General features: G+C 74.5%; 13 protein-coding genes and 1 pseudogene. 13 read left to right on the top strand and 1 reads right to left on the bottom strand.

All coding sequences use genetic code 11. From position 1 onward, the window contains the following. Nucleotides 1-245: 245 nt before the first annotated feature. From ACWPXV_RS14165 to ACWPXV_RS14150, 4 genes and pseudogenes are all read left to right on the top strand, one after another. Nucleotides 246-1,307: pseudogene (locus tag ACWPXV_RS14165) on the top strand (phosphodiester glycosidase family protein); the annotation flags it as partial. 200 nt (nucleotides 1,308-1,507) lie between these two features. Continuing rightward, nucleotides 1,508-1,879, top strand: a complete 372-nt coding sequence (locus tag ACWPXV_RS14160) for a hypothetical protein (protein ID WP_454085815.1) — start codon at nucleotides 1,508-1,510, stop codon at nucleotides 1,877-1,879. Nucleotides 1,880-2,048: 169 nt separating this feature from the next. Next, the gene (locus ACWPXV_RS14155; protein ID WP_152192985.1) at nucleotides 2,049-2,297 is read left to right on the top strand and encodes a WhiB family transcriptional regulator; all 249 of its coding nucleotides are present in this window, start codon (nucleotides 2,049-2,051) and stop codon (nucleotides 2,295-2,297) included. A 29-nt stretch (nucleotides 2,298-2,326) separates the two neighbouring features. Further along, entirely contained in the window at nucleotides 2,327-3,019 is a 693-nt protein-coding gene (locus ACWPXV_RS14150; RefSeq protein ID WP_454085814.1) for a DedA family protein, read from the top strand. Here the strand turns inward: ACWPXV_RS14150 and ACWPXV_RS14145 are convergent. Then, entirely contained in the window at nucleotides 3,016-4,473 is a 1,458-nt protein-coding gene (locus ACWPXV_RS14145) for a sensor histidine kinase (RefSeq protein WP_454085813.1), read from the bottom strand. The genes ACWPXV_RS14150 and ACWPXV_RS14145 overlap by 4 nt on opposite strands. A gap of 77 nt (nucleotides 4,474-4,550) precedes the next feature. Here ACWPXV_RS14145 and ACWPXV_RS14140 point away from each other — a divergent pair, with 77 nt between their 5' ends. The 9 genes from ACWPXV_RS14140 to ACWPXV_RS14100 all read left to right on the top strand — a co-directional run bounded on the left by ACWPXV_RS14140 (nucleotide 4,551) and on the right by ACWPXV_RS14100 (nucleotide 13,107). Further along, nucleotides 4,551-5,048 carry a DUF2505 domain-containing protein gene (locus ACWPXV_RS14140; RefSeq protein ID WP_454085812.1) on the top strand — a complete coding sequence of 166 codons (498 nt, stop codon included), beginning with the start codon at nucleotides 4,551-4,553 and terminating at the stop codon, nucleotides 5,046-5,048. A 31-nt stretch (nucleotides 5,049-5,079) separates the two neighbouring features. Then, nucleotides 5,080-6,051 carry an AAA family ATPase gene (locus ACWPXV_RS14135; protein WP_454085811.1) on the top strand — a complete coding sequence of 324 codons (972 nt, stop codon included), beginning with the start codon at nucleotides 5,080-5,082 and terminating at the stop codon, nucleotides 6,049-6,051. After that, the gene (locus ACWPXV_RS14130) at nucleotides 6,048-7,298 is read left to right on the top strand and encodes a DUF58 domain-containing protein (protein WP_454085810.1); all 1,251 of its coding nucleotides are present in this window, start codon (nucleotides 6,048-6,050) and stop codon (nucleotides 7,296-7,298) included. Before ACWPXV_RS14135 ends, ACWPXV_RS14130 begins: the two co-directional genes overlap by 4 nt. Beyond that, on the top strand, nucleotides 7,295-9,784 hold the full coding sequence (locus ACWPXV_RS14125) for a transglutaminaseTgpA domain-containing protein (RefSeq protein WP_454085809.1): 2,490 nt from the start codon (nucleotides 7,295-7,297) through the stop codon (nucleotides 9,782-9,784). Before ACWPXV_RS14130 ends, ACWPXV_RS14125 begins: the two co-directional genes overlap by 4 nt. 201 nt (nucleotides 9,785-9,985) lie before the next feature. Continuing rightward, nucleotides 9,986-10,471, top strand: coding sequence for an OsmC family protein (locus ACWPXV_RS14120; protein WP_454085808.1), 486 nt, complete (start codon nucleotides 9,986-9,988; stop codon nucleotides 10,469-10,471). Next, the gene (locus tag ACWPXV_RS14115) at nucleotides 10,468-11,175 is read left to right on the top strand and encodes a hypothetical protein (protein ID WP_454085807.1); all 708 of its coding nucleotides are present in this window, start codon (nucleotides 10,468-10,470) and stop codon (nucleotides 11,173-11,175) included. Before ACWPXV_RS14120 ends, ACWPXV_RS14115 begins: the two co-directional genes overlap by 4 nt. A 128-nt stretch (nucleotides 11,176-11,303) precedes the next feature. Then, nucleotides 11,304-11,744, top strand: coding sequence for an Hsp20/alpha crystallin family protein (locus ACWPXV_RS14110; RefSeq protein WP_454085806.1), 441 nt, complete (start codon nucleotides 11,304-11,306; stop codon nucleotides 11,742-11,744). Between the two features lie 59 nt (nucleotides 11,745-11,803). After that, nucleotides 11,804-12,613 carry a thymidylate synthase gene (locus ACWPXV_RS14105; RefSeq protein WP_454085805.1) on the top strand — a complete coding sequence of 270 codons (810 nt, stop codon included), beginning with the start codon at nucleotides 11,804-11,806 and terminating at the stop codon, nucleotides 12,611-12,613. Then, nucleotides 12,610-13,107 carry a dihydrofolate reductase gene (locus ACWPXV_RS14100; RefSeq protein ID WP_454085804.1) on the top strand — a complete coding sequence of 166 codons (498 nt, stop codon included), beginning with the start codon at nucleotides 12,610-12,612 and terminating at the stop codon, nucleotides 13,105-13,107. Before ACWPXV_RS14105 ends, ACWPXV_RS14100 begins: the two co-directional genes overlap by 4 nt. The last annotated feature ends 51 nt before the right edge of the window (nucleotides 13,108-13,158 follow it).

The following is a 13,158-nucleotide window of genomic DNA, read 5'->3' as shown; positions in this document are numbered from 1 at the left end:
CCCTTCCCCGAGTTCGGCGGCTGGGGACTGCGCACGAACGTGTCGGGGACGGTCGGCGTCGTCATCCGCTCCGGTGAGGCGGTCGCCGTCGAGCGTTCCGGCGGGCGGCGGCTCGTCGTCACCGTCGGCCGCCCCCCCCCCCGGGCCCCGCCCCCCCCACCCTTCCCCCCCCCCCCCCCCCCCCCGGGCCCCCCCCCGGCCCCCCCCCCCGCGCCCCGGGCCCCCCCGCCCCCCCCCCCGGCCCCCCCCGCCACTTCCGCGGCGAGGTCGCCGCCTCCGTCGGCCCCGACGTCGAGCAGCGGGAGACGACCTCCGAGCTCGCGGACCTGTCCGGTGCGCTCGCCGCCGTCAACGGCGGCTTCTTCGTCCTCGACCCGCAGGCCGGCGCACCCGGCGACCCAGCCGGGGTGTCCGTCGTCGACGGGGAGCTCCTCAGCGAGCCGGTGGGCGAGCGTCCCGCGCTCCTCCTCCGGCCCGACGCGCGGCGCACCGAGGTCGAGCGCCTCGGCTGGGAGGGCGAGCTCCGCGCGGGCGGCACCCGTCTGCCCCTCGACGGCCTCAACCGGGTCCCGGGCCTCGTCCGCAACTGTGGCGGCCTCGACGACCTGCCCACCTCCCTGCCGCTGCACGACGTCACGTGCACCGACCCCGACGAGCTCGTCGTCTTCACGGAGGCCTTCGCGGACCGGACCCCCGCCGGCGAGGGCGTCGAGGCGGTCCTCGACCGCAGCGGCCGCGTCACCGAGCTCCGCGACGAGCGGGGCGGCCCCGTCCCTGAGGGCGGCCGCACCGTCCAGGCCACCGGCGACCTCGTCCCCGTCCTGCGCTCGCTCGCCGAGGAGGGCAGCCGCCTCGACGTGCGGACCTCACTCACCGACGAGGACGGGCGTACCGTGCACCCGAGCCGCTACCCCGCCGTCGTCAACGGCGGGCCCGAGCTCGTCCGCGACGGCGAGCGGCACGTCACCGCCGCCACCGACGGCATGGTCCACCCCGAGAACCCGAGCTTCTACTACGGCTGGGCCCACAAGCGGAACCCGCGCACCCTCGCCGGCGTCGACGACCGCGGCCGGCTCGTCCTCGTCACCGCGGACGGGCGCAGCACCGACGCGCTCGGGCTGTCGATCCCCGAGGCGGCGGACGTCGCCGTCGGGCTCGGCCTGCGCGAGGCGCTCAACCTCGACGGCGGAGGCTCGACGGCGATGGTCGCCGAGGGCCGGCTGCTCACCGTCCCGTCCGACGCCGCGGGCGAGCGCCCCGTGGGCGACGCCGTGCTCGTCCTGCCCGGACGCCCCGCCCGCCCCTGACCTCCTCCCCCTTGCGCCGAGCGCTGAGTTGTTCCGGCGGAACAGCTCAGCGCTCGGCGCAAGGGGAGGAACAACTCAGCGCTCGGCGCGGACGGGACCGGGGGGACCGGGGGGACCGGGGGGCGGGCGGCTAGAGGACGGCGCGGGGCGGGGCGGTCCGGTTGGCCCAGGCGACGGACGGCGGGACGAGGAGCCCGACCGTGACCGCGACGGGCAGGACGACGAGGAGGGCGACGATCCCCCGGGATGACCCCCGACTGGGAGAGGCCCGTGGCGAGCACGAGCAGCTGCCAGGTGACGAGGGGCCCGCGGCCCCAGCGCCGGCGCTGGAGGAGGGCCCGCGCCGCCACGACGAGGAGCGCGCAGATGCCGAGGAACATGAGCGCCAGCACGACCGTGACGGCGCCGCCCGTGGTGCGTCCGCTGAGGACCTCGACGAGCATCCCCACGGCCAGCGCGACCAGCGCGCCGACCTCCACGAGGACCAGGAGGAGGGCCAGGACGAGGGGCAGCGGCGGTCGCGCGGGGCGGTCGGTGGTCACCGGCCCAGCGTACGTGGCGGCCCGGTGTGACCGACGCCGCCCGTGTGACGAACACCACTCGACTTCACCCGCAGTTCACCGTCCCGACCCCCTTGTCGGGCGGGACCGGGCCATGTGAGGGTTGGAGGCAGTCACCGGCCGCGTTGGACTTCCCCTCTCAACGATCACGGCCTACCGCTGCGCCCAAGAAGGAGTTGCCATGGACTGGCGCCACACCGCTGCCTGCCTCAACGAGGACCCCGAGCTCTTCTTCCCCATCGGCAACACCGGGCCTGCCCTCCTCCAGATCGAGGAGGCCAAGGCCGTCTGCCGCCGCTGCCCCGTCGTGGACACGTGCCTCAAGTGGGCGCTGGAGAACGGCCAGGACGCCGGCGTCTGGGGCGGCCTGTCGGAGGACGAGCGCCGCGCGCTCAAGCGCCGCACCGCGCGCGCCCGCCGCGCCTCTTGAGCCTCACCGCACTGCTGAGCAGGCCCCCGGTGCCCCTTGCGGCACCGGGGGCCTCCTCCGTCTCCGACGGCGGCGGCCTCTTCGGCGGGGTCACCGACTTCGCCGTCAACCTCATGGAGACCCTGGGCGGGCCGGGAGCCGCGCTCGCGATCGCGTTGGAGAACCTCTTCCCGCCGATCCCGAGCGAGGTCATCCTCCCGCTCGCCGGGTTCACCGCGAGCCAGGGCGAGCTCTCGCTCGTCGGCGTCATCCTGTGGACGATCCTCGGCTCCGTCGTCGGCGCCCTTGCGCTGTACGGGCTCGGCGCCGCCCTCGGCATCCGCCGGCTCAAGGCGATCGCCGAGCGGCTGCCGCTCGTGGACGCCGGGGACATCGACGACACCGAGCGCTGGTTCGACCGCCACGGCACCAAGGCCGTCTTCTTCGGACGCATGCTGCCGATCTTCCGCAGCCTCATCTCGATCCCCGCGGGCATCGAGCGCATGCCGCTGCCCGTGTTCCTCGGGCTCACGACGGCGGGCTCGGCCATCTGGAACACCGTGCTCGTCGGCGCCGGCTACCTGCTCGGCGAGAACTGGCACGTCGTCGAGCAGTACACCGGCATCCTCCAGTGGATCGTCATCGCCGGAGTCGTCGGTGCCGTCGCCTGGTTCGTGTGGAGCCGCACCGGCAGCCGCGACCGCGCGCGCAAGCAGCGCCGCGAGGAGCGCGCCGCGGACTAGCGCGCGTCGGCGATGTGCGCCCGCACCACGACCTCCGTGCCGCCGCCGGGGGCCGGGCGCCAGTCGATGGTGCCGCCGAGCTCCCCGCGCACGAGCGTGGAGACGATCTGGGTGCCCAGGCCGCTGAGGACGCTGCCCTCGGCGAGGCCCGCGCCGTCGTCGCGCACCGTGACGTCCAGCTGCTCTCCCTCACGCTGGGCGGTGACGACGACGGTGCCGCCGGTGGGGCCCAGGCCGTGCTGGACGGCGTTGGTGACGAGCTCGGTGAGGACGACGGCGAGCGCCGTCGCGTCGTCGGCCGGGACCTGACCGAAGCTGCCGCTCACCTCGGTGCGCACGTGGCCCTCCCCTGCCGCGACGTCCGCGGACAGGCGCAGCACCCGCACGAAGAGGGCGTCGAAGTTGACGATCTCGTCGATGATCTGGGACAGCATGTCGTGGACGAGCGCGATGGTCGACACCCGCCGGATCGCCTCGCCGAGCGCGTCGCGCACCTCCGCGCTGCTCGAGCGGCGCGACTGGAGCCGCAGGACGGCGGCCACTGTCTGGAGGTTGTTCTTCACCCGGTGGTGGATCTCCCGGATGGTCGCGTCCTTGGTGAGCAGCTCCAGCTCCTGGCGGCGCACCTCGGTGACGTCGCGGCACAGGAGCACCGCCCCGCGACGCTGCCCGTTCTCCGTGATCGGGATGGCGCGGAAGGAGACGACGACGCCGTGCGCGTCGATCTCCGAGCGCCACGCCGCCTTGCCGGTCATGACGACGGGCAGCGACTCGTCCACCGGGCTCGCACCGTCCAGGACGTCGGTGACGGCCTCGACGAGGAGCTTGCCGGTGAGGTCGCCGATGACCCCGAGACGGTGGAAGCACGAGAGGGCGTTGGGGCTGGCGTAGAGGACCTCGCCGTCCAGGCCGAGCCGGAACAGGCCGTCGCCCACGCGCGGCGCGCCGCGCCGCGAGCCGGTGGGCGAGCCGGGCTGGGGGAACTCCCCGCGCGCGACCATCGCGCAGATCGCGTCCGCCGCCTCGACGTAGTTGAGCTCCAGGCGGCTGGACGTACGGGTGATGCCGAGGTTGGCCTGCCGGGAGATGACGGCGATGGTCCGGCCCTCGTGGACGACGGGCACGGCGTCCTCGCGGACGGCGTGGGAGCCGATCCAGCGCGGCTCGGTCGCGCGCACCGGCACCTGGCGCTCCATCGCCTGCCGCAGCAGGCGGCGGCGACCGGCGGGGATGAGCCGGCCCACGACGTCCTCGTAGTAGACGGTCGCACCGGTCGACGGGCGGCAGTGGGCGACGATGAGGAAGTCCTCCTCCCCCAGCGGGATGCACAGGAGGAGGTCGGCGAAGGAGAGGTCGGAGACGACCTGCCAGTCACCGACGAGCTGGTGCAGCCGCTCGATGCTGTGCGGGTCGAGCCGTGAGCGGTCCTGGATGAGTTCGCTGAGCGTCGACACCCCGTCAGCGTATAGCCCGCCCGTGCGCCGTCGCCGGTCCCGGTTACGCTGGGACCCCCGGCGACTGAAGGAGCAACGTGCGGTTCGACGCGACGATCGACTACCCCGCCGACCTGGACACGGTGGCCGCGATGCTCGCCGACGAGGAGTTCGTCCGGCGCAAGATCGCCGCCTCCGGTGCGCTCGACTCCACCCAGGAGGTCCTCTGGGAGGGTGAGGCCTTCACGGTCACCACCCGCCGGCAGATGCCCACCGACCAGGTCCCCTCCTCCTTCCGCTCGCTCGTGGGGCAGAGCCTGGACGTGCGGCTCGTCGAGGCCTGGGAGGCCCCGCACCCCGACCGCACCCGCGCCGGCACCCTGTCCCTCGACATCGCCGGCGCCCCCGTCCGCGTCATCGGGCGCATGTCCCTGCAGCCCGGACCCGACGGCGGGACGGTGCAGTCCTTCTCGGGGGACATCACCGCCTCCGTCCCGTTCTTCGGCAAGCCCATCGAGAAAGCCGCCGCCGGTGCCGTGGACCAGGTCCTCGCAGTCGAGCGTTCCATCGGGCTGGACTTCCTCGCCGGCAGGTGAGCCACCCGATCCACCCCCGGGCCCGCGGGCCATGGGGGAGGATCGACTGGTGAACGAACTCGAGGAGCTCCAGGAGGTCGCCCACCGGGTGGAGGCCGCCATGTCGAGCGTCATCGCCGGCAAGGACGACGTCGTCCGGACGGTGGTCACCGTCCTGCTCGCCCAGGGCCACCTCCTCGTGGAGGACGTGCCCGGCGTCGGCAAGACCATGCTCGCCAAGGCGCTGGGACGGAGCATCGACTGCAGCGTCCAGCGCATCCAGTTCACCCCGGACCTGCTGCCGAGCGACGTCACCGGCGTCAGCGTCTTCAACCAGGACGCCCGCACCTTCGAGTTCCGGCCCGGGGCGGTCTTCGCCAACATCGTCGTCGGGGACGAGATCAACCGCGCCTCGCCCAAGACGCAGTCGGCGCTGCTCGAGGCGATGGCCGAGGGCCAGGTGACGGTCGACGCCACGACCTACCGGCTCGAGGAGCCGTTCATGGTGATGGCGACGCAGAACCCCATCGAGATGGAGGGCACCTACCCGCTGCCCGAGGCGCAGCGCGACCGCTTCATGGCGCGCATCGAGATGGGCTACCCCGACCCGGCCGCCGAGCTCGACATGATCGGCGCGCACTCGCGCACCGACCCCCTCGCCGCCCTCCAGCCGGTCACCGACGCCCTCACCGTCGCCCGCCTCGTCGCCGTGGTACGCACGCTGTACGCGAGCCCCGCCGTCCTCCAGTACGTCGTCGACCTCGCCACCGCGTCCCGTCGCCACCCCCGCCTGCGCCTGGGGATCTCCCCGCGCGCGGCCCTCCACCTCGTGCGCGCCGCCCGCGCCCACGCGGCCCTCGACGGGCGCACCTACGTCCTGCCCGACGACGTCCAGGTGCTCGCCGTCCCCGTCCTCGCCCACCGCGTCATCCTCAGCAACGACGCCCAGCTCGCCCGCGAGACGCCCGAGCAGGTCGTCGCCAACCTCCTCGGCGAGGTGCCCGTCCCCGTGGGGGCGCGATGAGCCGACGCCCGCGTCTCACCGGCCGGGGGCAGGTCTTCCTCGCGCTGGGGGTCGTCGTCGTCGCGCTCGGGACGCTGCTCGGGTACCCGGACATCACCCGGGCCGGCGTCCTCGTCACCGGGCTGCCGGTGCTCGCCGTCGTCGCCGGGTGGCGGCCGGCGCCGCCCGTGGCGCTCCAGCGGCTCGTCTCGCCCGCGCTCGTGGCCCCCGAGCAGCCGGCGCAGGTCGAGCTCGTCCTGCGTGGGCGTGGTGCCCGCCCCAGCCCGCTCCAGGTGGCCGAGGAGCAGCTGGACCCGCTGCTCGGCACCGGCCCTCACTTCCTGCTGCCGCGCATGGACCCCGGCGAGCGCCACACCGTGCGCTACCGCGTCGCCTCCCCCTCCCGCGGCGCCCACCGGCTCGGGCCGCTGCACCTCGAGCGACGCGACCCCTTCGGGATGACGACGGCGAGCGTCCAGCTGCCCGGCGAGGGCCACCTGCTCGTGCTGCCCCGCATCGAGCCGCTGGGACCCAACCGGGTCCACGGCGGCGGCCTGGGCCGCGAGGGCCAGGTCCCCCACATGGTCGCGCTCCACGGCGAGGACGACGTGAGCATCCGCGCCTACCGCGACGGCGACGACCTGCGCCGCGTCCACTGGCCCACGACCGCCCACCGCGGTGAGCTCATGGTCCGCCAGGAGGACCGCCCCGCCCGCCGCCGCGCCGTCCTGCTCCTCGACTCCCGGGCCGGTGCGTACGGCGACGCCGCGGAGGGCTTCGAGTGGGCGGTGCGCGCCGTCGCCTCCCTCGCCGTCCACCTCGGCGAGGACGGCTACGCGGTGCACGTCGTGGGGGCCGGGGAGCCGGGCCGCACCGACCTGCTCGCGGTCCTTCGGTCCCTCGCGCTCGTCGAGCCGACCGCCGACGCCCTCACCCCCTACGTCCGCGACGCGCACGCGCTGACGGCGGACGGCGCCGTCGTCGTCGCGGTCGTCGCCGACCACGATCCCGAGGCCGTCCTCGCCGTCCCGGCCGTGCGCTCCCCCGGCAGCCTCGGCGTCGCGCTCGTCCTGGACACCACCTCCTTCGCCGACGACCCCGAGGTGCGCGGCTGGTCGGCCCGGGGTGACGGCGAGCTCGTGCCGATCTTCACCGCGGCCGGCTGGCGCACCCGGACCGTCCGTGACGGCGACGCCGTCGCGGACGTGTGGGCCGCCGCCGTCCCGCCCGCGCGCGGACGGCGCGCCGACCTGGCAGGCCTGCGGTGAACGACCCCTGGGTCGCCGCCCTGCTCCGCGGCCGGTGGGTGGAGTCCGCCCTCGCCGTGACGGCGCTCGTCGCCGTGTCCTGGCCGCTGGGCGAGCTCGTCTCGACCCGGCCGTGGATCGGGCCGCTGTTCGGGATCCTGCTGCTCGTCGTCGTCGTCGGCTCGCTCGTGCGCATGGCGCGGGTTCCGCCCTGGCTCGTCCTCCTCGCCCAGGTGCTGGCCCTCCTCGGCGGGCTGGCGGGCTGGGCGCAGCAGCACCGGCCGGCCGACGAGTCCGCGCTCGTCGCGATGAGCGCGCTCGTGCGCGAGGGCGTCCTCACCATCCAGACCTTCTCCGTCCCGGCCCCCGCGACGCCCGGCCTCACCTTCGTCGTCCTCGGCTCGATCGCCGCTCTCGCGCTCGTCGTGGAGGCGCTCGGGGTGACGTTCCGGGCGGGCGCGCTCGCCGGCATCCCGCTCCTCCTCGTCTCCGCGGGCGCTGCCTCCGGCTCGGGCCAGGCGCTCGACCCGCGCTACTTCCTCGTCGGGGCCGCTGCCTGGCTCGTGCTCCTCTCCCAGCAGGGCCGCGCCCGGCTGGAGGAGTGGGAGGACCGGCCCGACGCCGCGGTGAGCGTCGACCGTGTCGCTGCCGTCCGCGGCAACCACCACCGGCTCGGCGTGACGGCGCGGGTCATGGGCCTGTCGGCCCTCCTCCTCGCCGTCGTCCTGCCCGGCATGCTGCCGCACCTGCCGCCCACCGTCCTCGTCGACGGCCGCTCGGGCGAGGGCGCGCCTGGCACGGTGAGCTTCACCGACACCCTCGACCTCAGCCAGGACCTCGCCGACCGGTCCAACGCCCCGGTGATCCGCTTCCGCACCGACGACAGCTCCCCGCCCCCGCTGCGGGTGACCGCCAGCCTCACCTACGCGGACGGCCAGTGGCTGCCCGTGGGCGACGCGACCTCCGGCCCCTACCGGATGCCTGCACTCAACCCGATGAGCGCGCTGGGCTACCCGGAGTCAGGGATCGAGTCGACGCTGCGGACGATGACCGTCACGCAGAACGGCATGCGCGCCCCGCAGCTCGCCATGCCGTACCCGCCCTCCGAGGTCGACCTCGGTGAGGTCGAGTGGACGTGGGACTCGCTCACCGAGGCGATGCACGTCGACGCCGCCCCCGGGACCTACGAGGTTCAGTACCGGGAGATGGGAGGCCTCGAGACCCTGCCGGCGGAGATCGGCGCCCCGCCCGAGCCGGTGGCCGACCGGTACCCGCCGGACGACCTCGTCGACGAGGTCCTCGAGGACGGCACGATCTTCACCATGTCCCCCGACGGGATGACCGTCGCGACGATGTACCCGGACGGTCGGTACGAGAGCTACCTCAGCGACGGCACGGCGGTGGTGGAGCACCCGGACGGGACCGTGGAGCGGATGTTCGGCTACGGCGGGCCGAACACGCTCGAGGTCGACCCGGCCTCGAGGACCGTGGTGGAGGAGCTCGCCGCCGAGGTCACGGGGGACCGGACGAACCAGATCGACGTCGCCCTGGAGATCCAGCGCTACCTGCGCAGCCCGGAGTTCACCTACTCCCTCACCCTGGCCGACCCGGTCGAGGGGGCGGACGGGCAGCCGCTCGACCCGATCTCCCACTTCCTGGCGACCAAGCAGGGCTACTGCACGCAGTTCGCCACCGCGATGGTCATGCTCGCGCGCGCGCAGGACATCCCGGCCCGCCTCGCCATCGGGTTCCTGCCCGGCTCCCGGGGGCTGGACGGCACCCGCACCGTCGTGGCGAGCGACGCGCACGCGTGGCCCGAGCTCTTCATCACCGGTCTCGGGTGGACGCGCTTCGAGCCCACGCCGGGCCAGCGCAGCGGCACGGCGCCCACCTTCGCCACCGAGGGCCAGCAGCAGGAGGCTCCCGCGCCGCAGGAGGTGCCCTCGACCGAGGAGCCGACCGTCGCCCCGGCGCTGCCCGACAGCGCCGGCGGGGCGGGCGGCAGTGGCGAGGAGGGCTGGTTCGAGCGCCACGCCGAGGTGATCGGGTGGACGGCGCTTGGTCTCGCCGCCGTCCTCGCCCTCGCGTCGGTCGTTCCCCTCGCCGGCCGCTGGCAGCGCTGGCGGTCCCGCCGCGGACGCAGCCCCGCCGAGCAGGTCGAGGGCGAGTGGTCGGTGCTCGTCGAGAGCCTCGCCGACCTCGGCGTGGCGCCGCCGGCAGCTGCGACGCCTCGGGCCCTGCGCGACCACTACGCGCGCGAGATCGCGCCGGACGTCCCGACGAGGGAGGCCCTGGGGCGGGCGACCGACCGGCTCGAGTCGGCCCGGTACGCCGGGCAGGCCCCCGAGCTCGGGACGATGCGCGAGGACGTGCGGCAGGTGGTGGAGTGGCAGCGCGCGCGGGTGACCCGCCGTCGTCGTCTCCTCGCGACCCTGCTGCCCGCGGGCGGGCGCGCCCAGCTCGGCTCCCTGCTCCCCGGCCGCCGCCCGCACCCCGCGGTGGACTGACCGGCGTCCCTCCCCCGCGAGCCCCACCGCCGACAGCTGGATTTCTCGGCCGCGCAGCGCCCTCCACCCCCGGAGGAATCCGGCTGTCGGCACACGGGGGCTCCCGGCACACGGGGGCTCCCGGAGGAATCCGGCTCTCGGCACGCGGGGGCCTTCCCTCCGCCGCTGTCGGCGCGCGGCGGGCCGTGCCACGATCGGGACATGACTGACACGACGACGCCGGACGAGCCCACCCGCACCCCCGAGGAGACCATCTCCCCCGCACGCGCCCTGTGGGCCGAGCGCCAGGGCGGGCCCGAGTACATCGCCTACAACGGCCGCGGGGCGCAGGTGCGGATCGGCCGCGGTGACGCCGAGGGGGTCTTCTCCCCTGGCGAGCTGCTCAAGATCGCCCTCGCGGCATGCACCGCACTGTCCACCGACCACGTCCTGCGCAGCAAGCTCGGTGATGACTTCCCCGCCGTCGTCGGCGTCTCGTCCACCGGCGTGGAGGACGAGAACCGCTACGGGCACCTCGACGTCGAGCTCCTCCTCGACCTCGCCGAGCTCGACGAGGACAAGCGCACGACGCTCGCCGAGCGGGTCGAGCGCACCTCCGGGCGCCAGTGCACCGTGGGCCGCACCCTCAAGGCCGGCGCCGCCTACGACGTCGCCATCACCCACGAGCCGCTGCGGGGCCAGGCGTGAGCCGCCGCCGCCCCTCCGCGGAGGTCGTCGGCGAGGCCGAGCCGGCCGCCAACGCCTTCGAGCGACGCATCGAGAAGGCTCTGGCCAGCGGGGCCGGCCGGTCCCGGGCGCTCGCCGAGAAGGTCGCCGCCGCCAACCCTGGCGCCTCCCCCGCCGACGTCGTCGCCCTCCTCGAGCGGCGCTACCGGCGCCGGGTGAGCCTGCTGAGTGCCGCCGTCGGGCTCAGCGCGGCCGTGCCCGGCGTCGGCACGGGCGTCGCCGCGCTCCTCACCACCGCCAACCTCGGTAGCTACCTGCGCGCGAGCACGACCTTCGTCGGCGCGGTGGCCCACGTCCACGGCGTGGACGTGGACGACGTCGCGCGCCGGCGCACCCTGCTGCTCGTGTCGCTCCTCGGCGAGGACGGCGCCCGCGCCCTGCGCGGTGAGCTCGGCGTCAGCACCCTCTACTGGGGCCGTGGGCTCCTCACCAGGCTGCCCCTCGGCACCGTCCGCGCCGTCAACAGGGGACTCTCCCGCCGGCTCGTGCGCGCGGCCGCGGCCAAGGGCGGGGCCATGATGCTCGGGCGGCTGGCACCCTTCGGGGTCGGCGCCGTCGTGGGCTGGTTCGTCGGCCGCCGGCTGGCCGCCCAGGTGGTCATCGGGGCCCGCGAGGCCTTCGGCCCGGTGCCCGTCACCGCGGCATCCCCGCAGGTCACCGCCTAGGTTGAGCCGACCGGGCTCAACTCTTCGCCCTCGGTGAACAGTGCTGGCACTCTCACCCGTCGAGTGCCAGAATTGAGTCAGCGGCGCCCGGTCGGATCGGGCGCCTGACCGAGAAGGAGGTACCCCTGATGGCTCACTTCACCGACCCGTTCCGCGAGATGGACCGCGTGTTCAACACGGTGCTGCGCCAGGCCCCCGCAGCCACGGCGATGCCCCTGGACCTCTACCGGCGCGGTGAGACCTTCGTCGCCCAGATCGACCTGCCGGGTGTCGACCCGGCGACGATCGACATCGACGTCGAGGACCGCACCCTCACCGTCCGGGCCGAGCGCACGAGCATCGACGGCGAGGACGTCCAGTGGCTGTCCCACGAGCGTCCCACCGGCACCTTCGCCCGCCAGCTGGCGCTGGGCACCGGGCTCGCGGTCGACCGCATCGACGCCGACTACGCCGACGGCGTGCTCACCCTGACGATCCCGGTGGCCGAGGAGGCCAAGCCGCGCAAGATCCAGGTCGCGCACACCCCGCGCACCATCGAGCAGAGCGAGAAGAAGCCCGCCACCGTCTGACGTGGCGCACACAGGCCGCCGTCCGGACCGGACGGCGGCCTTCGGCTTACCATGGCGCGGTGACCACACCGCTCGTCCCGACCCCCTACGAGGACCTCCTGCGGCACGTGCTCGAGCACGGCACGCCGAAGTCCGACCGCACCGGGACCGGCACGCGCAGCGTGTTCGGCCACCAGATGCGCTTCGACCTCCAAGCCGGCTTCCCGCTCGTCACGACCAAGCGGGTCTTCCTGCGCGGCGTGGTGGAGGAGCTGCTGTGGTTCCTGCGCGGTGAGCACAACGCCCGCCCCCTCCAGGAGCGGGGCGTGCACATCTGGGACGAGTGGGCCGCCGACGACGGCGAGCTCGGCCCGATCTACGGCTACCAGTGGCGCTCGTGGCCCACGCCGGACGGCGGGCACATCGACCAGCTCTCCCAGGTGCTCGACACCCTGCGCTCCAACCCCGACTCGCGCCGGATGATCGTCTCCGCGTGGAACGTCGCGGACCTCGACGCGATGGCGCTGGCCCCCTGCCACGCCTTCTTCCAGTTCTACGTGGCCGACGGGCGCCTCTCGCTCCAGCTCTACCAGCGCTCGGCGGACCTGTTCCTCGGCGTGCCCTTCAACATCGCGTCCTACGCCCTGCTCACCCACATGGTCGCGCAGCAGGTGGGCCTCGAGGTCGGTGACTTCGTGTGGACGGGCGGGGACTGCCACGTCTACGACAACCACGTCGAGCAGGTCCGCGAGCAGCTCTCCCGCGAGCCCTACGCGCTGCCCCGCCTCGAGCTGCGGAAGGCACCCTCGCTCTTCGAGTACTCGTACGACGACGTCGTCGTCCACGGCTACGAGCACCACCCCGCGATCAAGGCGCCGGTGGCGGTATGACCCTCGGGATGATCTGGGCCCAGGCCCACGAGCGCGTCATCGGCCGCGACAACGACCTCCCGTGGCACCTGCCCGAGGACCTGCGCCACTTCCGCAGCACGACCGCCGGTGACGCCGTCGTCATGGGCCGCCGGCAGTGGGAGTCTCTGCCGGAGAAGATCCGCCCGCTGCCCGGGCGACGCAACGTCGTCCTCACCCGCAACCCCGACTTCGCGGCGCCGGGCGCCGAGGTGGTCGACAGCCTCACCGCCGCGCTCGAGCTCGTCGCCGGCGAGGACGCGTGGATCTGCGGCGGCGCCCAGGTTTACGAGGCCGCCATCGACCACGCCGACCTCCTCGTCGTCACCGAGATCGACCACGCCGTCGAGGGCGACACCTACGCGCCGCCGATCGGCCCCGAGTGGCAGGTCGACGCGCAGGACCCCGACGACGGCGGCTGGCACGTCGCCGAGAACGGCATGCGCTTCCGCATCCTCACCTACCGCCGCGGCTGAGGCTCAGCCTCGCCGACAGGTGAGCTGTGACTGACGCGCACATGCACCCGT

The sequence above is a fragment of the Georgenia sp. Marseille-Q6866 genome, from assembly GCF_965111665.1.
This window is presented reverse-complemented; position numbering and strand designations above follow the sequence as displayed.